Source organism: Jannaschia donghaensis (assembly GCF_001403795.1).
In the GTDB taxonomy this organism is placed as follows: Bacteria; Pseudomonadota; Alphaproteobacteria; order Rhodobacterales; family Rhodobacteraceae; genus Jannaschia; species Jannaschia donghaensis.
Window position 1 is genome coordinate 980,915 of the sequence record NZ_CXSU01000012.1, and the last position, 18,240, is coordinate 999,154.

Here is an 18,240-nt window from a genome sequence, read left to right on the forward strand (position 1 = left end):
CCTACCCCGCCGTCCAGCCGCCATCGACCAGCAGATGCGTGCCGGTGACCATCGCCGACGCATCGCTGGCCAGGAACACGACGGCGCCCATCAGATCCTCCACCTCAGCCACGCGGGGCAGCTTGATCTTCTCGTCGATCCAGGCGCGGCGCATGGGGTCGTTGAACGTCGCTTCGGTCAGGGGCGTGCGCACGAAGGTCGGGCAGATCGTGTTGACGCGGATATTCATCGGCCCCCATTCGATCGCCATGGCCTTGGTCATGCCTTCGACCCCGTGCTTGGTCGCGCAATAAACGGCGCGGTCGATGCCGCCGACGTGGCCCATCTGGCTGCTGATCTGAAGGATCGAACCACCGTTCGTCATGCGTCGGGCCACCCCCTGCGCCATGAAATACGCGGCCCGCAGATTTAGTCCGGTCACGACGTCGAAATCCTGCGGCGTGGTGTCGAGCGATGGGCCGTGCCGGGCGACGCCCGCGGAATTGCACAGCACGTCGAACGGGGCCTGCGCGTCCAGAAAGGCGGTCAGCGCGTCCAGATCAGCCACGTCCAGCGCTTGCCCTTCGGCGGAAAACCCGGCTTGTCTCAGGTCCGCCACGGCCTGTTCGACCCCGTCGACCCCGCGCGCGACGATGACGACATGCGCCCCCGCCTCGGCAAGGGCCGTCGCGCAAGCCAAGCCGATCCCGCGCGATCCGCCGGGGACGAAGGCACGACGTCCGTCGAGGCGAAAGCTGGGGGTCCGGGGCAACGGCATGACGATCTCCGATGGCGTGCATAGGTATGCAAACACCCGTTGGTCCAATCGATCAAGGCGTTTTTATATGAACCGATCCGGGCCCACGCGCATTTGTCCCACAGCCACGGAGAGCGCGCATGACCAAACCGACCGAAATCGTCGAAGGATTGGAAGAGGCGGTCGAAGGGGATGACAAAGTCACCGTCGGCGAAGTCAACGAGGAGTTGGGCAATCGCGGGATCGGCGCGCTTCTGATGGTGCCCGCGTCGCTCGAACTGACGCCGGTCGGCGGGATCCCCGGTGTCCCAACCCTTCTAGCCGTGATCGTCGCGCTGGTCGCGGCACAGATCCTCTTTGGTCGCGATCGCATCTGGCTGCCGGATGTCCTGTCGCGTCGCAGCATCGAACAGGACAAGTTCACCACCGCCGTCGGCAAGTTGCGCCCGGCCGCCCGTTGGGCGGACGACCATCTGGGCCGGCATATTCCGCTTCTGGTCGACCCGCCGGCACCGCGCATCGTGTCGGTCGCGATTCTTCTGCTTTGCGCCACGGTGCCGGGGCTGGAATTGGTGCCCTTCGCCTCGTCGATCCCGATGGGCACGATCGTGCTTTTCGGACTGGCGCTCGTGACGCGGGACGGTCGGGTGATGGCGCTGGCCTGGGCGGCCTTCGCCGCTGCCTGCTTGGGTGTCTGGGCGCTCTGGCCCTAGGTCACTCCGCCGCGTCGCGGTACGGTGCCCCTTCGCCGTAGGGCACATTAATGCCGCCGTAACGCCGGACACGTACATTGCACTGCTCGGCGTGGCCCACGAACCCTTCCAGCATGCAAAGCCGCGAGCCGTATTCCCCGATCAGCGTCGCCGCCTCGTCCGTCGTGATCTTCTGATAGCTGTGGGTCTTGAGGAACTTACCCACCCAAAGCCCGCCGGTATAGCGCCCGGCCTTCCTCGTGGGCAGGGTGTGGTTGGTGCCGATCACCTTGTCGCCGTTGGCCACATTGGTGCGCGGCCCCAGGAACAATGCGCCGTAGCTGTGCATATGCTCCAGATACCAATCGTCACGGTCGGTCATCACCTGCACATGCTCGGACGCGATGTGGTTGGCCTGCGCCAGCATTTCGTCGTGGCCGTCGCACAGGATGATCTCGCCGTAATCCTCCCAGGATTTGCGGGCCGTGTCGGCAGTGGGCAGAATGGTCAGGATACGCTCGATCTCGGCCGTGGTATCGTCGGCCAGCTTGCGCGACGTGGTCAGCAGGACAGCCGGGGAATTATATCCATGCTCGGCCTGGCCCAGCAGATCGGTGGCCACCAATTCCCCGTCGACGGTATCGTCGGCGATGACCATCGTCTCCGTCGGACCGGCGAAGAGGTCGATCCCGACCCGTCCGTAAAGTTGCCGCTTGGCCTCTGCCACATAAGCGTTTCCGGGGCCGACCAGCATATCGACCGGCGTGATGGTCTGGGTGCCGATGGCCATGGCACCGACGGCCTGTATCCCGCCCATGACATAGATTTCATGCGCCCCGCCCAAGTGCATCGCGGCGATGACGGCGGCATTGGGCCGGCCTTTGAATGGTGGGGTGCAGGCGATGATGCGCGGCACGCCCGCAACGGACGCGGTGGCGACCGACATATGCGCGCTGGCGACCATCGGAAACTTGCCGCCGGGGACATAGCAGCCGACCGATTGGACCGGGATATTCTTGTGGCCCAGGATGACGCCGGGCATCGTCTCCACCTCGATATCCAGCATCGAGTCGCGCTGTGCCTGGGCGAAATTGCGGACCTGCTCCTGCGCGAACTTGATGTCCGCCAACTCCCTGTCGGACAGCTCCGCGACCAGGGCGTCGATCTGCGATTGGGTCAGGCGGAAGCTGTCGGGCGTGTAGCCATCGAATTTCTCCGACAGGTCGCGAACGGCCGCATCGCCCCGTTCCTCGATGTCGCGCAGGATCGCCTCGACCGAGGTGCGGACCTTGGCGTCGTCTTCGGCGCGCTCGGTCTCGGATTTCGCTGTTTTCAGATGCTTGGCCATGTCTGCCTCCGGATCCTGACGATTGGGTCTGCGGCGGGGCCGCCGGTTCGGATCAATAGAGCCGCGTTTGCATACGTTTGCAAGAACGGCGTCAGAGGGTGCGCAGCCAATCGGCCATCGCCTGGATCGCGGCGGCTGTGCCCGCCGGGCTGAGGATGTCGCCGGCGATGACGTGGAAATAGGGATCGTCCCCTTCCGGTACCTTCACCTCGACGATCGTGGCCTCCCCACCCCAGGTTTCCGCCACCGCCCGCGTCGCCGATGCGTCCACGACGCGGTCCTGCGGGGAATACCAGAAAAGCGCAGGAACATCGGGTCGCGCAAAGTCCAACGCGGCGGCGTGGTCGATGGTGGCCTGCATCGGCAGAAGCGCGATGGTCGGGTACCGCGTCGTCCAATGCCGCGCGTGGCGCGCGTTGACGGCTTCGAAGCTGCGGCTTTCGCCCGCCACCAAGGGGGCCCAGTACCGGGCCGCGGGCAGCGACAGCAATTTGGCCGCCGGGTTGGCCACGCGAAAATTCGGCGAGATGAAGATCAGCCCCGCCACGTCCGTCATCAGGTCCGCAAGGTCAGGATCGGCGGCCAGGATCGCGGCCAACGTCCCGCCGGTGGAGGTCCCGATGACGACGACGCAGTCGCCCAGCTTCAACGCCACCGCCATCGCTTCGGCCATGTCCTCGATCCAGTCGCCCGCCGTCGCCGTCGCCATGGCGGCCCCGTCCCGGCCGTGGCCCGTCAGCCGGGTGTAGAAGACATTCGCCCCCAGATCCGCGCCCAGCCGATCGACCAAGGGGCGTGTTTCCCAAAGGGTTGCCGAAAAGCCGTGAACATAGACGAGGACCAGATCGGTGCGCGTGCCCGGCGCCCCGGCCCAGACGACGCGCTTGGCGGCTTCGGGCGCGACATCCGGAACCTGACTTTCGCGGTCGGCCAGCCAACCGTCGATGTCGTCCGGTACAGCCGATGCATCGAAGGAAACATCGGTGTCCACCGGCTCGTAGGGTCCGAAAGTCCATAGCGCGGCCCCAACGACCACGACGATGCCAAACAGCCAGCCGAGACCCCTGAAAACTCTGCGCATCACATCCTCCCCAACGAACGCGATGAAGGACCCGAGTGGCGGATCAGGTCAAGGTTTCACGCGTTTGAGCACCTCGACGACACTGCGTCGGATAAGGGCAAGATCGTCCTTTTCCGAAAACCGATGATCCGCGCCGCGGACGAGTGTCAGGCGAATGTCGTCGCACGCCACGTGGTTCAGCAGACGCAGGGCGGTCGTGGTCGTGACCGACGCATCCTCGGTCCCCTGCACCATGCGGACGGGAAACGGCAGGGGCAGCGGCGCACGCAGGACCAGACGATCGCGCCCTTCCTCGATCAGGCGCCGCGTGATGACATAAGGCTCGCCATAGTCGGACGGCACCGCCGTTTGCCCCTGCTCCATCACTTCGGTCCGCCGGTCGTCGGTGAAATCGGTCCAGAACCCATCCTCGGTGAAGTCGGGCGCCGCAGCGATCGTGACAAGGCCCGCGACGCGGTCGGGATGGTCCCGCGCGATCAGCAGCGCGATCCAGCCGCCCATGGACGACCCGATCAGAACCTGCGGCCCGGTCGTCGCGGCGGCGATCACCGCCATTGCGTCCTCGAACCAGTCGCCGATGCAGCCATCGGTGAAATCACCGCCCGATTTGCCATGTCCCGAATAATCCAGGCGCAGAAAGGCGCGGCCCTGCTTGATGGCCCAGCGTTCCAGCTCCAGCGCCTTGGTTCCTTCCATGTCGGATTTGAACCCGCCCAGAAAGACGAGGCCCGGTCCCTGTCCCGGCGTGACGTGATAGGCCAGATCGTTGCCTGCGCGCGTGATGGTGTCCATATGCCCCCCTTGGTCCGCCCTGCCCTAGCGACAAGTGCAAAGGGACGCAAATAGGTGACCATCTGGTTACCTACCTTGACAGGTGACTTTATGGTCACCTAACGTTGATCCATGGATTCGGTCTTCAAGGCCCTTGCCGACCCTCATCGGCGCGATCTGCTGGACGCCCTGCGTCGGCAAGATGGACAGTCGCTGTCTGAGCTTCAGGCGGCCCTGCCCCTGTCGCGGTTCGGTGTGGCCAAGCATCTGGGGGTTCTGGAGGATGCCGGGCTGGTGACACGGGTGAAACGTGGGCGGTTCACGGACCACTACCTGAACGCCGTCCCCCTGACCGAGGCGCTGGCACGCTGGATCGAACCCTATGCTGTGGCCCCCGCTGTCCTGGGGGTCCTGGACCTCAAGGCTCGATTGGAGGGCACGAAGATGACCGATACGAAACCCGATTATGTCCTGCGGACCTATATCCGCTGCACGCAGGATGCGCTGTGGGAGGCGTTGACCGATGCGGATGCGGCCGCAAACTATCATCCGTTCACGCCAACGGCCGTCCGCGACGGCGATACGATCGTCTACAAGCTGCCCGATGGGGCAGACATGCTGATCTGTCGGGAAATGGCGAAGACCCCGAAAACCCGGATCGAAAGCGAATTCGTACCGAAATGGGCCCCGGACATCCCCGTGTCCCGCTTCGTCTGGACGATCGACCCGCAGGGCGATGCCTGTCGGCTGACGCTGGAACACTATGACATCCCGCCGGGCGGCGAAGGGTATGCCGAAGGGTGGGAACGCCTGACCGCGGGCCTCAAGACCTGGTTGGAGACGGGAACACCGACGCGCATCACCGCACCGCAGCCGGAGGAGGCACGATGACCCCCGAGCTGGGGTGGATGGCATGGACCGCCATTCTGGCCGGGTCGCTTTGGATTCCATATATCGTGGGGATCAACACCGCCGCCGATGGCACGTTGCCCGACGGGGCGGACCCGTTTCGGCGCCCCCAAGATCCTAACTTGCAACGGCCCTGGGTGGCCCGCGCGTTTCGGGCCCACCTGAACCTGTTGGAGCAGTTTCTGCCGATGCTTGCGCTGGTGCTGATTGCGGATGCCGCCGGGATCAAGTCGCCGGTGACGGTCTGGGCTACGGGTTTGTTTTTCGGATTGCGATTGATCCATGCGGTCGGAATGATCACCGGCACGGCCCGGATGCCGCTGCGCCCGCTGGTGTTCACGACAGGCTGGCTTTGCATCATGGCGGTGGGTGCGACCATCGTGACATCGGTATGAATGAAACCGTCGTGCGGTCGGGGCGTTGGGAGCTGACTCAAAGGAGACATCCCATGTCAAACGACCGCACGCCGAAATCCGATCCGCCGCACAGCGACCGCGACGCGCCCGTGCAGCCCATCCCCGAGCGTCCGCATCCGTCGGGCGACCCCAAGAGTGACAACTACGCCCCGGTCGACGTGGAGCCGAAGCCCGAGGGTGGCAAGACGAAGTACGACAAGCCGACCGACGGGGCGGATGATTTCGCCATCGACGAGCAGCGGGACAAGCGGATCCGGGGCAACGAGGCACCCAAGGATGTGGCCGACCCGCCGAAGCCCTAGACCCCGGGTGCCGCCCTGCCCTTGAACCCCTGGGCCACCACGAACTTCTCGGAGCTGTCGGAGCGGCTGGCCCCCGGCTTGAAGTTGGCGACCTTGGCGAAGTTGTTCTTGAGCTGCTTTTGCAGGTCGCCCTCCGCCCCGCCAGCAAGGACCTTGGCGACGAAGGTTCCACCAGGGGCCAGGATGTCGAAGGCCAGATGGGCCGCCGCTTCGCACAGCATCATGATCCGCAGGTGATCGGTCTGCTTGTGACCCGAACTTGCCGCGGCCATGTCGGACATCACGACATCCGCTTCGCCGTCCAGCCAGGTCTTGATGGCGTCGTCGGCCCCTTCGGACAGAAAGTCGAGAACGTGGATCTCCGACCCCGGGATCGGCTCCACGTCCTGCAGGTCGATGCCGATGATGCGCCCGACTTTCTTTTTCGGGTTCTCGCCCAGCGAGTTGATGCGCGGCACGGCAACCTGGATCCAGCCCCCGGGCGCACAGCCCAGATCGACAACCCGGGCACCGGGCGTCAGGAAGTGATACTTGTCGTCCAGATCCATGATCTTGAAGGCCGCGCGTCCGCGATAACCTTCGGCCTTGGCGCGCGCAACGTACGGATCGTTGAGCTGACGTTCCAGCCACAGCTTGGACGACATCGTGCGCCCCCGCGCCGTCTTCACCTTCACGGTGAGATCGCGGTAGCCGCGTCCCGACGCATTGCCGGACCCCAGACCTTTGACGGGTTTCTTGACCATATATTTGCCTTACGCCCCTTCGGACCGGATCGGAAGGCCCGCTAGAACGGGCCGTCGTCCAGCACACCATCCGCCGACATCTGCGCATAAAGCAGACCTTCCCGCAGGCCCCGGTCTGCGACCGACAGTCGGTCCGTCGGCCAGACCCGCAAAAGCGCCTGAAGAATCGCAGCCCCCGACATGATGAGCGCGTGGCGATCCCGCCCGATCCGCGGATCGTTGCGCCGACCGTCCGGCCCCTGCGCCAGATACCCCCGGATCACCCGGTCGATCTGCTGTGTCGTCATGCGCAGGCCGTCGACCTTGTTGCGATCGTAGCGGCGCAGGTTCAGGTGGGTGGCCGCCACGGTCGTGACCGTGCCTGACGTGCCGACGATCTGAAAACCGGGGTCTGCGTCGCCCTCGGCATCGGCGTAGGGGCTGAATTCCGCAAGGCATTCCTCGAAATGCCAGGACATCAGCGCAAAGCGGGCCGCATCATCCGTCACATCGCGGAACTGGTCCTTGAGGGTGGCGACGCCCAGCGGAATGCTGATCCAGTCAACCACCTTGGCGCGGGGGAACGGATCTTCGGCGGCCCCCTTGAACCCGGCGTGCAGGCGCATGATGGCGCGGGCGCGGTCGTGGCGGGGCACGCGGGTCAGATCGATCCAGACCAGCTCGGTCGATCCGCCGCCGATATCGACGACCAGAAGTTGTTCGGTCTTGGCCGACACCAGCGGCGCGCAGGACACGACGGCCAGCCGCGCCTCCTCCTCGGGCTGGATGATCTCCAACGGCAATTCAGTCTCGCGGTGGACGAGGTCGATGAACTCGGTCGCGTTGCTGGCGCGGCGGCAGGCTTCGGTCGCGACAAGGCGCATCCGGCGCACGTCATGCGTTTCCAGTTTGCGGCGGCAGATCTTGAGCGCCCCGATGGTGCGGGCCATGGACGACCGCGAAAGCCGCCCCGACTGCTCTAACCCGTTGCCCAGTTGGACGGACTTGGAAAAGCTGTCGACGACGTGCAACTGCGAGCCCTTGGGCTGTGCGATCAGCATCCGGCACGAATTCGTCCCCAGATCCAGCGCCGCATAAAGCTCCGCCGGGTCGGGTCGATTGTCAGCCACGCGTGCGTGGGGTGTCGGCCGTATCACGGGGGTTGGTCCGGCGATGCGCGTTGCACCGGCGTCGGACCTCGGCCCCCCGGCCGGGTCTTCCGGTGGCATCGCCGCCTCCGCATTCAGGGTTGGTCTCACGCTACAAGTCGGGGGGCCTTCGCACAAGCCGCGTTCATGTCCGTGTTGAAGGATTCGATGCTTTGCCCCCCTCGTGTCGGGTGACACGGACGGGTATCCCCGACGTGTGTCGCCATCGGAAGGTGCCGTGTCGCCATCGGGCCGTTTGCCCGACAAGGCCGCCCCTATATCTTGGGGGCAATGAGGGAGGGTCCCGATGGGTCAGATCACGGTCGTCTATTGGCGGGACATCCCCGCCCAGGTTATCGCGGGCAAGGGTCGCCGCGCCGCGAAGGTGCAGTTGTCGGAACGGTTCGAGCAGGCCATCGACCGCGCCGCCATGCGCTCGGGCGCGTCGGAGACCGACGCCTATCTGGCCGATTGGCGCAAGGTCCCCGAAGAAATGGAGGGCGAGGATGCAGACAACGCCGCCGCCCGCGCCGCCGCATTGGAAGATGCCTGGACGCCGGACCGTCTGAAGGCCGTCGCCCTGGCCGGAGGGCACGAGGCATGAGCATTCTGGGATTCCGCAAGACCGAGGCCCCCGCCCCGAAGAACGACGATCTGGCCGCATTCCTGCAAGGCGCGTCGATCGAGGTGATGCCGCGCACGGCCGAAAAGGTGGACGACTTCGCCGCGATCCTGCCGCGCGGCACACGCGTTTACGTCGCCCATATCGAAGGCACGCCGATCGAAGAGATGGTGGCCACCGCCGCGCGCCTGCGCCGCGACGGCATGGAGCCGATGCCCCATTTCCCCGCGCGCCTCATCGCGGATCGAACCACGCTGAACGATTGGATCGCGCGTTATCGCAATGACGCGGACGTCGATCAGGCGTTGATCCTGGCCGGGGGCGTGGCCGCACCGCACGGCGACTACGCCACCTCGATGCAGCTGCTGGAAAGCGGAGCCTTCGACGGGTTCAAGCGCCTACATGTCGCGGGTCACCCCGAAGGCAACCGCGACATCGACATGGACGGGAGCATGAAGAACGTCTCGGATGCCCTTGCCTGGAAACAGAAGTTTTCAGAGCGTACCGATGCGGACATGGCCATCGCCACGCAGTTCTGCTTCGACGCGGGGCCGGTCATCGACTGGGCCAATGGCATCAAGGCGGCGGGGATCGACCTGCCCGTCCACATCGGCATCGCCGGGCCGGCCAAGCTGCAGACACTCATCAAGTTCGCCATCGCCTGTGGCGTCGGACCGTCGCTGAAGGTGCTGCAGAAACGGGCGATGGATGTCACCAAATTGCTGCTGCCCTACGAGCCGACGGAGGTTCTGACGGCGCTGGCGGCGCACAAGGCCGCGCACCCGGATTTCAACATCGAAGCCGTCCATATCTTCCCACTGGGCGGGATCAAGACATCGGCCACTTGGCTGGCGACCCACGCAAAGGATGAAGAATGACCCGCACCGTATTGGAATCCAAGACAAAGACGGTCGTGATCGGCTTCGACGATCCGTTCTGCGTCATCGGAGAGCGGATCAATCCGACCGGCCGCAAAAAGCTGGCCGCCGAATTGGAGCTCGATGATTTCTCGACCGTGGAGCGTGATGCGTTGGAGCAGGTCGCCTGCGGTGCCATGGTTCTCGATATCAATTCGGGCGCGGTTTTCACCAACAAGATGGCCGACGATCCGCGGTATGCCGACAACAACTTCGTCGAGCCGGCGCTGATGAAATCGCTGGTAGAGCGGGTTCAGGCGCTGGTCGATGTGCCGCTCTGCATCGACAGCTCGGTCCCCGGCGCGTTGGAGAATGGTCTTATGGCCGCCGAAGGGCGCCCCCTGCTCAATTCCGTCACCGGAGAGGAAGAGCGGCTGGAACTGGTCCTGCCATTGGTCAAGAAATACAATGTGCCCGTCGTCGCCATTTCCAACGATGACACTGGCATCAGCGAAGACCCGGATGTGCGCTTCGCCGTGGCCAAGAAGATCGTGGAGCGCGCCGCCGAATTCGGCATCCCGGCCCATGACATCGTGGTCGACCCGCTGGTCATGCCAATCGGTGCGATGGCGACGGCGGGGCAGCAGGTCTTTACCCTGGTCCGGCGGTTGCGCGACGAGTTGGGCGTGAACACCACCTGCGGCGCGTCGAACGTCAGTTTCGGCCTGCCCAACCGGCACGGCGTCAACGCGGCTTTCCTGCCCATGGCCATCGGTGCCGGCATGACGTCGGCGATCATGAATCCCGTGCGGTCGGTCGAGATGGAGGCCATTCACGCGGCCAACATGCTGATGAACCACGACCCCAACGGCGGTAACTGGATCGGGTTCAGCCGTGTTCTGGATGCCGTGAAAGACGGCGCGACGTTCGCCGAAGCCGCGCAGGCCGCGGCCGCGTCGGGCGCACGGTCGGGCGGGCGGCGCGGCGGGCGTCGCCGCGCCTGACATGACCGACCATCACGTCATCTTCATGCCGTCCGGCAAGCGCGGACGGTTCGAAACGGGGACCCCAGTCCTGACCGCGGCGCGGCAATTGGGCGTGGACCTCGAATCGGTCTGCGGCGGGCGGGGGATCTGTTCCAAATGTCAGGTGCAGCCGGGGCACGGTGACTTTCCAAAGCTGGGCGTGACCGTTCGGGATGATGCGCTGTCGGCGTTCAACGCCGTCGAACAGCGATATGACGACAAGCGCGGCCTGAAACCGGGCCGACGTCTGGGCTGTCAGGCGACGGTTCAGGGCGATGTCGTCATCGATGTGCCCGCCGAAAGCCAACTGCACAAACAGGTCGTGCGCAAGGCGGCCAGCGGCGTGCCGATCACGATGGACCCCGCCACGCGGCTTCATTTCGTCACCGTGGAGGAGCCTGACATGGATGCGCCCTCGGGCGATCTGGAACGGCTGAAGCACGCGTTGAGCGCGCAATGGGACCTGACCGGTTTGGATATGGCCCTGCCGCTGCTCCGCGACCTGCAACCCACCCTGCGCAAGGGCAAATGGGAGGTGACGGTCGCTGTCAACCATGACGAGAACCGCATCACCGCCTTGTACCCGGGCCTGCGGGAGGCACCGCTGCTGGGCCTGGCGATCGACCTCGGCTCCACCACCATCGCGGCGCATCTGTGTGACCTGTCCACGGGCGCGGTGCGCGCGTCGGGCGGTGTGATGAACCCGCAGATCCGCTTCGGCGAGGATCTGATGAGCCGCGTCAGCTATGCCATGATGAACCCCGGTGGCGATCTGGAGATGACGCGCGCCGTGCGCGACGCGTTGGAGACGCTGGCCGTGGACCTGGCGGCAGACGCCGGGATCGTGGCCAACGACATCGTTGAGGTCGTCATCGTCTGCAACCCGGTGATGCACCACATCCTGTTGGGCGTGGACCCGGTCGAACTGGGTCAGTCGCCCTTTGCGCTGGCGACGTCCGACGCCCTGCGCATCGCAGCGTCCGAAATCGGACTGACGTCCCTGTCTGCGGGCGCGCGCGTCTACATCCTGCCGTGCATCGCCGGCCACGTCGGAGCCGACGCCGCCGCCGTCGCACTGGCCGAGGCACCCGATCAGGCGGACGCGCTGACCCTAATCGTTGACGTGGGCACCAACGCGGAGATCATACTGGGCAACCGGGACCGTCTGCTGGCGTGTTCGTCACCTACCGGCCCCGCATTCGAAGGCGCGCAGATCAGCGCGGGTCAGCGCGCGGCGCCCGGGGCCATCGAACGGGTCGAGATCGACGCCGCCACCAAGGAGCCGCGCTTCCGCGTCATCGGGTGCGAGCTGTGGTCGGATCATCCAGATTTCGCGGCGGCGACACGCGCGACGGGCATAACCGGCATCTGCGGGTCGGGCATTATCGAAGCCGTGGCCGAAATGCGGATGGCCGGCATCGTCGACGCGAAGGGCCTGATCGGATCGCCCGCGCAGGTCGGCACGTCGCGGTGCGAATTGGTGGGGCGGACGCATTCCTATCTGCTGTGGGAGGATGGAAACCGCCGTATCCACGTCACGCAGGGCGACATCCGCGCGATCCAGTTGGCGAAATCGGCGCTCTATGCCGGGGCGCGGCTGCTGATGGACGAGGCCGGGGTCGATACACTCGACAAGGTAACGCTGGCCGGGGCGTTCGGGGCCCACATCTCGCCCAAGCATGCGATGGTGCTGGGCATGATCCCCGATGCCGCGCTCATTTCGGTGACGAGCGCGGGGAACGCCGCCGGACACGGCGCGCGCATGGCCTTGTGCAACCGAGCTGCGCGCGCACATATCGAGACGTTGGTCCGGCGGATCGAGAAGGTCGAGACGGCCATCGCGCCGCGGTTTCAGGAACACTTTGTCGCCGCCAATGCCATCCCGCATGCCACGGCCCCCTTCCCCCATTTGATGTCCGAGGTGACCCTGCCCGACGTCAGTTGGAACACCGCGTCCGAAGGGCGGCGCAGGCGGCGTTAATCCAGTCGGATGACCTGGCCGCCCGCCGCCTGCGCGTCGGCCTCGTCATGGGTCACCATCAGAACCGGGACGCGCGCGACGCGGGCGCGGCCGAAGACCAATTCGCGCATCTGGTCGCGCAACCCGGTGTCGAGCTTGGAAAACGGCTCGTCCAACAAAAGGGCGGCGGGACGCGACAGCAACGTGCGCATCAACGCGACCCGCGCCGCCTGCCCACCCGAAAGCGTGGCGGGATCGCGCGCGCCAAAGCCGGCCAGACCGATATCGGCCAGGGCCGCATCGACGGTCGCACGGCGGTCCGCGCGGCGCCCGCCGCGTGGCAGACCGAAAGCTAGGTTCGTTGCCACGTCCAGATGCGGAAACAGAAGTGGATCCTGATACAGGATGCCGACATGACGGGCGGCAACGTCCAGCCCGGTCAGGTCCGTCCCGTTCAGAACCACGCGGCCCGTCGCGCGAAAGGCGGCCGGCAGATCGCCCATCACAAGACTGAGCAGTGTCGATTTACCCGATCCCGACGGTCCCATCAGGGTCAGCACCTCGCCCGGAGGAATCCGCGCGTCGACCGCCAGCAGCAGCCTTTCGTCGCGCGAAATCGCGACATCGTCGAAGCGCAGTCCGTCAGACATGGCGCAGACCGCGACGATTGCGGAAGACGATGGCCGGCACCCCAAGGGCCAGCGCGAAGGGCAATAGCGCCGCGACCGCCTGACCCAGACCCCAGACGCCGATGGCGCGCCTGTCCCCGCCCGACGACAGGGCGACCGCCTCGGTCACCAGCGTCGTGACGCGCCCCCCGCCCAAAAGCAGGGTGGTCAGATATTGGCCGATACTGACCGCCATGCCGACCGCCACCGCCGTCAGAACGGGGCTGACCAGCATCGGCAGGCGCAAGCGCCACAGGACGCGGTTCTGCGATGTGCCCAGACCGGCGGCGACTCGCGCCAGCCGTCCGTCCCACGCCCGGAACGGTCCCTGCAACGACAGGAAGACGTACGGCAGGACGAAGACGATATGCCCCGCCAGAACCAGCCAGATCGACGGCCCGATGCCCAGCGTGAGCGGCAGCAATTGAAGGCCCGGAAGGAAAGTGACCTGCGGGACCAGAAGCGGCAGGTAAAGCAGCCACAGCGCGCGCTGCCCCAGAGACAGGCCGTGACGCACCTCCGCCTCCAGACAGCCGATCACGAGGAGGAGCGAGACAGCAGTGGCAGTCACGGCAAGGCCCAGCGTCGTCAGCGCCGTCTGCGCCATGTCGGGGCCGAACCGCATCCAACTGCGCCACGTCAGCGCCTCGGGCAGCATGTCGGGAAAGGCCCAGCGGGCCGCAACCGACCAGACCGCAAGGGCGGCAAGTCCGGCCAGAACCATCGCGGCGGATCCCCCGGCAAGGGTCAGTCCGACACCCCGGGCCGCGCGGTCCGGCAGACCGATGCCCGACCAGACCCAGGCCCGGCCCACGGACCCGATCGCCCGCTCACCCAGCCACCACAGGGCCAGCACGGCAAGCGTCGCCGCGAACAGGATCAGACCGCCCGCGGCCGCGACGGCGCGCGCGGCAAGGTCCGGGTCGGTCATCCACCGCGTCACCTGAACCGCCAGTGTCGTGGGCGTGGACGGCCCCAGGATGATCGCGACATCCACGTTCGTCATCCCGAAGACCAGCACCACGAGGACCGGCAGCCGCACCTGCGCATAGATCGTCGGGAACACGGCCTTGAGCCATGCCGCCACACGCCCCTGCCCCAGACTGCGGGCGATGGCCATGCGCGGCCCCGCATCGGCCTGACCCATCGCGGCCAGCATCATCAGCAGCAAGAACGGCGTCTCCTTGGCGATCAGGCCGGCGGTCAGCGACAGGCCCCACGGATCGCCGAGGATCAGAAGATCGGGCGCACGGTCCCACCCCAGCAGGTTCGCCGGAATGCGAAAAATCCATCCCGACGGCGAGACGAGGAAGGCCAGCCCAAGGGCCGCGGCCGCATGCGGCACCGCCAGGAGCGGCGACAGCGCGCGTTCCAGCACCGCGAAGGCGCGGGTGCCGTGCCATCCCGCCAGAATCAGCGTGGCGACGGCCAGCGCGCCCAGCGTCGACAGGACGCCGGACAGGATCGAGATGGCCAGCGCACGTGGCAGGCCGGGCCAGGACAGCGCCGTGGCAAAGGGCGTTTCCGCCGACTGCATCAGCAGGCCCGACGCAGGCAGGATCGACCCGATCAGACCGAACAGGACCGGCCCGACCAGGACCAGCGTCGTCAGAAGCGGAAGCGGGCGCAGCAAAGTCGCGCGACGTCAGTCGGCGACGCCGTAGCGCGCGACCCAATCGTCGGCCAGGCGCGTGGCCCAGGTGGGATGCGGCTCCGGCAGGGCGGTGCCCAGTTGGGTGGGCGTCAGCGTCGCGATGCCCAGGTCCAGCGCGTCAAAGACGGCGCGATCCTCGGGCGAGAGCTTCGCCATGTCGAGTACGGTGCCATAGCCCAGGACCGCCGGATCCTGCGCGCGCGCCTGCGCCTCGGGGGACAACAGAATATCAGCGACGACCATGGCGCCGGCCTTGGCGTTGGCATTCACCGGGATGGCGACGAAGCTGGCGTTGCCGATCGTACCGCCATCGAGAACATAGGTCCGCACGCTTTCGGGCAGTTCGAAATTACCGATCGCGGTCGTCGCTTCGCCCGGGGAGAAGCTGATGGCGATGTCTACTTCGCCGTCATTGATCAGTTGGAACTGGCGCGGCCCGCTTTCGGGGTAAGCGCGTCCCTGCCGCCAGAGCAGCGGCTGCAACTGGTCAAGATAATCCCAGAGGATGAACGTCACGTCGTCGTAATCGTCACCCACCGGTTCCGACAGGCGGGCGGGGTCGTCCGTCAACTCGATCAGCATCTGCTTGAGGAATGTTGTGCCCAGGAAATCAGGCGGCTGCGGATAGGTAAAGCGACCGGGGTTCGCCTGCGCCCATTCCAGAAGTTTCGCGGCGGACGTCGGCGGTGTCTCGACCCGCGCGCTGTCGTGGACGAAGACAAGCTGCGCCATGGCCCATGGGCTTTCGAACCCTTCGGTGGGCACGGTGAAGTCGGTCAGCACGCCCTTGCCGTCGACATCGACGTAGCGCCAGTTCGGCAATTGTTCGGCAAAGGGGCCGAACAGCAGGTTTTCGCGCTTCATCGACGCGAAATTTGCGCCGTTGATCCAGATCATGTCGACCGACCCGCCCTCGGTGACTCCGGCCTGCAATTCGTTGACGACGACGCCGACGGCGTCGGCCGTGTCCGTCAGTTTCACATGGCGCAGGTCCACGCCCATCTCACCGGCCCGGTCGGCCACCCAGCCAATGAAATCGTTCGTCGCGGTCGACCCACCCCAAGCGTGCCAATAGACGGTCTGCCCGTCGGCCTGCGCGGTCACGGCGGGCCAATCGGCAGGATCGGGCTGCGTCTGCGCGGGTGAAAGCGTCGGCAGGGCCAGGGCGGCCAGAAGGGTGAGTGCAAATCGCATGAAGTCTCTCAGGTCAGAAGGCTGCGGGCATTGGCCACGCGGGCCACGGCGGTGAAGAGGCACAGGACGCCGAAGCCCCAGGCCAGCGGCGCGAACAGGCCGGGCAAGAGGCACAGAAGGACGAAGAAAACGATCGTTTCCGTCCCTTCCAGCAGCCCGGCGGAATAGTAGAGCGATTTGACGCCCTGCGCCTGCGACGTCAGTCCGCGCTTCTCGGCCATGATGGAATAGCCCAAAAAGCTGGTGCCGTTGACGTAGAATGCCAAAAGCAGAAATGCGGCCGGCAGGGCGTTGGCGGGGTCGAGAACCGCGAAGGCGAACGGCACCGCGCCGTAGAAGACGAAGTCGCACCAGATATCGAGATAGCCCCCGAAATCGGTCGTCCGCGTCGCGCGCGCCACCGCCCCGTCCAACCCGTCGAGCAGGCGCGAGGCCAGAAGCGGAAGCAGCGCCCACCCCGGTGCCCCAACGGCGATCGTAACCGCCGCCACCAGCCCAAGCGCGAAACCTGCCCCCGTTACACCGTTGGCGGACACCCCCGTGTTGGCGAGCGTGCGGCCCAGCCGGTTCAGCGGCGGATCGATCAAGGGGCGAATGAGACGGTCGAGCATCGGGTCCTTCGCACAGGTCGCAGGTCAGGGGTTTGTTGCGAAATCGGCAGGTCCGATACAACGCACAAGTGCGTGACCTTTAAGCGCGTTCGCCTCAGGGCTGCAAGCGTATGGAACGGACCGCAAGACCCGACGCCACCGCCAGCGCCGCCGATGTGGCCAGGGCCAGCGGCAAGCCCCCGACCTGATAGGTCAGACCGGACAGAGCCGTCCCCATCAGCCGTCCTGCGGCATTTGCCATGTAGTAAAACCCCACATCCATCGTCACCCGCCCTGCCCCTGCGAAATCGAGGATGAGAAAGCTGTGAAGCGCGGAATTCACGGCGAAGACCGCCCCGAAAAGCAGCAAGCCCCCAAGGATCAGCGGCCCGGCATTGGGGGCTGCGAAAGCAATCGCGGCCAGCGTAGCCGTCACCGCGGCCAGTGCAGCGACCCAGAGCGTGCCGCGCGCCGGCGTGCCGGGACCAAGGCGGGGGGCCAACGCCTGCACGAAGCCGTAAAACACGATCCAGAGCGCCATGAACCCGCCGGTCAGGAAGAACGCGCGGTCCGTTTCCATCCCTGCGGCAAGATATCCGGCAAGCCAGATCGGCAGCGCCACCACGAACCACACGTCACGTGCCGCAAACAGGAACATCCGCGCCAGCGACAGCCGATTGACGCGACCGTCCGTGCTGAAGACTTGGGCGAACGTCGCGTTCCGGGACCGCACCGTCAAGCCATCCGGCAAGAACGCGACGATCGCGACCAGGATCGCGGCCAGACCGGCGGCCATCGACCAGAGCGCCGGCACGAAGCCGATCCCACCCAGAAGCGCGGCGCCAAGGAAAAACCCGAGCCCTTTGACCGCGTTCTTCGACCCGGTCAGGGCCGCGACCCAAGCGTAGAGCCGCGCGCCCTGCCCCGACGGGATCAGCAGCTTGATAGCCGACTTCGATGCCGTTTTCGTCAGATCCTTGGCAACGCCCGACGCGCCCTGAACGACCATCACGAAGACGACCGAAACCGCCAGCGTCCAAGACGGATCCAACTGCGTCAATGCGGCAAGGGCCACGATCTGCAACGCCAACCCCGCGATCAGCGTCGTGGCCAACCCGAAACGCGTCGCCAGCCATCCCGCCACCAGATTGGTCGCGATGCCCGCCACTTCGTAGAGCACGAAAAGCCAGGCCAACGTCAGCGGCGGAAACCCAAGGCGGTGAAAGTGCAAAAGCACCAGCATCCGCAACGCCCCATCCGTCAGCATGAACGCCCAATAGGCAGCCGTGACGGCGGCGTATCCCCGCAAGGTGGTCACGTCACGCGGCCATCATCCGCGCGATGTCGGCCAGCCGGATCGCATAGCCGAATTCGTTATCGTACCACGCATAGAGCTTCAGATGCGTGTCCTGCACCACGATCGTCGAAGGCGCGTCGATCACGGTGGAGCGGCGGTCGTTGAGGTAATCGGAGCTGACCAGCGGGCGATCCTCCACCCCCAGGATGCCCGCCAACGGCCCCGCCTCGGCCGTGCGGAAGGCGTCG

The 18,240-nt window shown here is 65.9% G+C and carries 19 protein-coding genes and 1 pseudogene; 8 read left to right on the plus strand and 12 right to left on the minus strand.

The annotated features are described in order from the left end of the window. Position 1 precedes the first annotated feature (1 nt). Positions 2-757, minus strand: coding sequence for an SDR family NAD(P)-dependent oxidoreductase (locus JDO7802_RS14010; RefSeq protein WP_055086559.1), 756 nt, complete (start codon positions 755-757; stop codon positions 2-4). Between the two features lie 119 nt (positions 758-876). Between JDO7802_RS14010 and JDO7802_RS14015 the strand changes: the two genes are divergently transcribed. After that, complete coding sequence (locus tag JDO7802_RS14015) at positions 877-1,449, plus strand: exopolysaccharide biosynthesis protein (protein ID WP_055086562.1); 573 nt, start codon at positions 877-879, stop codon at positions 1,447-1,449. 1 nt (position 1,450) lies between these two features. Here the strand turns inward: JDO7802_RS14015 and hisD are convergent, their stop codons facing one another. The 3 genes from hisD to JDO7802_RS14030 all read right to left on the minus strand — a co-directional run bounded on the left by hisD (position 1,451) and on the right by JDO7802_RS14030 (position 4,649). Beyond that, the gene (hisD, locus tag JDO7802_RS14020; protein WP_055086564.1) at positions 1,451-2,776 is read right to left on the minus strand and encodes a histidinol dehydrogenase; all 1,326 of its coding nucleotides are present in this window, start codon (positions 2,774-2,776) and stop codon (positions 1,451-1,453) included. 91 nt (positions 2,777-2,867) lie between these two features. Further along, complete coding sequence (locus JDO7802_RS14025; RefSeq protein WP_055086566.1) at positions 2,868-3,857, minus strand: alpha/beta hydrolase; 990 nt, start codon at positions 3,855-3,857, stop codon at positions 2,868-2,870. Between the two features lie 48 nt (positions 3,858-3,905). Further along, positions 3,906-4,649 carry an alpha/beta hydrolase gene (locus JDO7802_RS14030; protein WP_055086568.1) on the minus strand — a complete coding sequence of 248 codons (744 nt, stop codon included), beginning with the start codon at positions 4,647-4,649 and terminating at the stop codon, positions 3,906-3,908. 111 nt (positions 4,650-4,760) lie between these two features. On the opposite strand from JDO7802_RS14030, the gene JDO7802_RS14035 reads away from it, so the two are divergent. From JDO7802_RS14035 to JDO7802_RS14045, 3 genes are read left to right on the plus strand one after another with little or no spacing between them, the layout of a single operon-like run. Beyond that, positions 4,761-5,519, plus strand: coding sequence for an ArsR/SmtB family transcription factor (locus JDO7802_RS14035; protein ID WP_055086570.1), 759 nt, complete (start codon positions 4,761-4,763; stop codon positions 5,517-5,519). Then, positions 5,516-5,932: an MAPEG family protein gene (locus JDO7802_RS14040; RefSeq protein WP_055086572.1), complete on the plus strand. Its 417-nt coding sequence runs from the start codon at positions 5,516-5,518 to the stop codon at positions 5,930-5,932. Before JDO7802_RS14035 ends, JDO7802_RS14040 begins: the two co-directional genes overlap by 4 nt. A gap of 53 nt (positions 5,933-5,985) precedes the next feature. After that, positions 5,986-6,255, plus strand: a complete 270-nt coding sequence (locus JDO7802_RS14045) for a hypothetical protein (RefSeq protein WP_055086574.1) — start codon at positions 5,986-5,988, stop codon at positions 6,253-6,255. Here the strand turns inward: JDO7802_RS14045 and JDO7802_RS14050 are convergent. Together JDO7802_RS14050 and JDO7802_RS14055 are read right to left on the minus strand one after the other, a co-directional pair. Next, the gene (locus tag JDO7802_RS14050) at positions 6,252-6,998 is read right to left on the minus strand and encodes an RlmE family RNA methyltransferase (protein WP_055086576.1); all 747 of its coding nucleotides are present in this window, start codon (positions 6,996-6,998) and stop codon (positions 6,252-6,254) included. The two genes, JDO7802_RS14045 and JDO7802_RS14050, sit on opposite strands and share 4 nt — an antisense overlap. Positions 6,999-7,039: 41 nt before the next feature. Continuing rightward, complete coding sequence (locus JDO7802_RS14055; RefSeq protein ID WP_083481177.1) at positions 7,040-8,206, minus strand: Ppx/GppA phosphatase family protein; 1,167 nt, start codon at positions 8,204-8,206, stop codon at positions 7,040-7,042. A gap of 226 nt (positions 8,207-8,432) precedes the next feature. On the opposite strand from JDO7802_RS14055, the gene JDO7802_RS14060 reads away from it, so the two are divergent. The 4 genes from JDO7802_RS14060 to JDO7802_RS14075 are packed head-to-tail and all read left to right on the plus strand — an operon-like array spanning position 8,433 to position 12,610. Continuing rightward, entirely contained in the window at positions 8,433-8,729 is a 297-nt protein-coding gene (locus JDO7802_RS14060) for a virulence factor (protein WP_055086578.1), read from the plus strand. Next, on the plus strand, positions 8,726-9,625 hold the full coding sequence (locus JDO7802_RS14065) for a methylenetetrahydrofolate reductase (protein WP_055086580.1): 900 nt from the start codon (positions 8,726-8,728) through the stop codon (positions 9,623-9,625). The genes JDO7802_RS14060 and JDO7802_RS14065 overlap by 4 nt, the downstream gene beginning before the upstream one ends. Further along, complete coding sequence (locus JDO7802_RS14070) at positions 9,622-10,608, plus strand: methyltetrahydrofolate cobalamin methyltransferase (protein ID WP_055086582.1); 987 nt, start codon at positions 9,622-9,624, stop codon at positions 10,606-10,608. Before JDO7802_RS14065 ends, JDO7802_RS14070 begins: the two co-directional genes overlap by 4 nt. 1 nt (position 10,609) lies before the next feature. Then, positions 10,610-12,610 (plus strand): ASKHA domain-containing protein, encoded by a 2,001-nt coding sequence (locus JDO7802_RS14075; protein WP_055086584.1) that lies wholly within the window; start codon positions 10,610-10,612, stop codon positions 12,608-12,610. Here the strand turns inward: JDO7802_RS14075 and JDO7802_RS14080 are convergent. The 6 genes and pseudogenes from JDO7802_RS14080 to JDO7802_RS18570 all read right to left on the minus strand — a co-directional run. Beyond that, entirely contained in the window at positions 12,607-13,239 is a 633-nt protein-coding gene (locus tag JDO7802_RS14080) for an ATP-binding cassette domain-containing protein (protein WP_055086586.1), read from the minus strand. The two genes, JDO7802_RS14075 and JDO7802_RS14080, sit on opposite strands and share 4 nt — an antisense overlap. After that, on the minus strand, positions 13,232-14,890 hold the full coding sequence (locus JDO7802_RS14085; protein WP_055086588.1) for an ABC transporter permease: 1,659 nt from the start codon (positions 14,888-14,890) through the stop codon (positions 13,232-13,234). The genes JDO7802_RS14080 and JDO7802_RS14085 overlap by 8 nt, the downstream gene beginning before the upstream one ends. A 12-nt stretch (positions 14,891-14,902) precedes the next feature. After that, positions 14,903-16,105, minus strand: coding sequence for an ABC transporter substrate-binding protein (locus JDO7802_RS14090; protein WP_055086590.1), 1,203 nt, complete (start codon positions 16,103-16,105; stop codon positions 14,903-14,905). An 8-nt stretch (positions 16,106-16,113) separates the two neighbouring features. Then, positions 16,114-16,716, minus strand: a complete 603-nt coding sequence (locus JDO7802_RS14095) for a CDP-alcohol phosphatidyltransferase family protein (protein WP_055086592.1) — start codon at positions 16,714-16,716, stop codon at positions 16,114-16,116. A 94-nt stretch (positions 16,717-16,810) separates the two neighbouring features. Then, positions 16,811-18,013: an organoarsenical effux MFS transporter ArsJ gene (arsJ, locus tag JDO7802_RS14100; protein ID WP_055086594.1), complete on the minus strand. Its 1,203-nt coding sequence runs from the start codon at positions 18,011-18,013 to the stop codon at positions 16,811-16,813. Position 18,014: 1 nt separating this feature from the next. Next, positions 18,015-18,240, minus strand: a pseudogene (locus tag JDO7802_RS18570) (ArsJ-associated glyceraldehyde-3-phosphate dehydrogenase); the annotation flags it as partial.

What these genes read in the sequence shown, in the direction of transcription:
- JDO7802_RS14010 (WP_055086559.1), bottom strand. Translation starts at nt 757, where the DNA reads ATGCCGTTGCCCCGGACCCCCAGCTTTCGCCTCGACGGACGTCGTGCC.
- JDO7802_RS14015 (WP_055086562.1), top strand. Translation starts at nt 877, where the DNA reads ATGACCAAACCGACCGAAATCGTCGAAGGATTGGAAGAGGCGGTCGAA.
- hisD (WP_055086564.1), bottom strand. Translation starts at nt 2,776, where the DNA reads ATGGCCAAGCATCTGAAAACAGCGAAATCCGAGACCGAGCGCGCCGAA.
- JDO7802_RS14025 (WP_055086566.1), bottom strand. Translation starts at nt 3,857, where the DNA reads ATGCGCAGAGTTTTCAGGGGTCTCGGCTGGCTGTTTGGCATCGTCGTG.
- JDO7802_RS14030 (WP_055086568.1), bottom strand. Translation starts at nt 4,649, where the DNA reads ATGGACACCATCACGCGCGCAGGCAACGATCTGGCCTATCACGTCACG.
- JDO7802_RS14035 (WP_055086570.1), top strand. Translation starts at nt 4,761, where the DNA reads ATGGATTCGGTCTTCAAGGCCCTTGCCGACCCTCATCGGCGCGATCTG.
- JDO7802_RS14040 (WP_055086572.1), top strand. Translation starts at nt 5,516, where the DNA reads ATGACCCCCGAGCTGGGGTGGATGGCATGGACCGCCATTCTGGCCGGG.
- JDO7802_RS14045 (WP_055086574.1), top strand. Translation starts at nt 5,986, where the DNA reads ATGTCAAACGACCGCACGCCGAAATCCGATCCGCCGCACAGCGACCGC.
- JDO7802_RS14050 (WP_055086576.1), bottom strand. Translation starts at nt 6,998, where the DNA reads ATGGTCAAGAAACCCGTCAAAGGTCTGGGGTCCGGCAATGCGTCGGGA.
- JDO7802_RS14055 (WP_083481177.1), bottom strand. Translation starts at nt 8,206, where the DNA reads ATGCCACCGGAAGACCCGGCCGGGGGGCCGAGGTCCGACGCCGGTGCA.
- JDO7802_RS14060 (WP_055086578.1), top strand. Translation starts at nt 8,433, where the DNA reads ATGGGTCAGATCACGGTCGTCTATTGGCGGGACATCCCCGCCCAGGTT.
- JDO7802_RS14065 (WP_055086580.1), top strand. Translation starts at nt 8,726, where the DNA reads ATGAGCATTCTGGGATTCCGCAAGACCGAGGCCCCCGCCCCGAAGAAC.
- JDO7802_RS14070 (WP_055086582.1), top strand. Translation starts at nt 9,622, where the DNA reads ATGACCCGCACCGTATTGGAATCCAAGACAAAGACGGTCGTGATCGGC.
- JDO7802_RS14075 (WP_055086584.1), top strand. Translation starts at nt 10,610, where the DNA reads ATGACCGACCATCACGTCATCTTCATGCCGTCCGGCAAGCGCGGACGG.
- JDO7802_RS14080 (WP_055086586.1), bottom strand. Translation starts at nt 13,239, where the DNA reads ATGTCTGACGGACTGCGCTTCGACGATGTCGCGATTTCGCGCGACGAA.
- JDO7802_RS14090 (WP_055086590.1), bottom strand. Translation starts at nt 16,105, where the DNA reads ATGCGATTTGCACTCACCCTTCTGGCCGCCCTGGCCCTGCCGACGCTT.
- JDO7802_RS14095 (WP_055086592.1), bottom strand. Translation starts at nt 16,716, where the DNA reads ATGCTCGACCGTCTCATTCGCCCCTTGATCGATCCGCCGCTGAACCGG.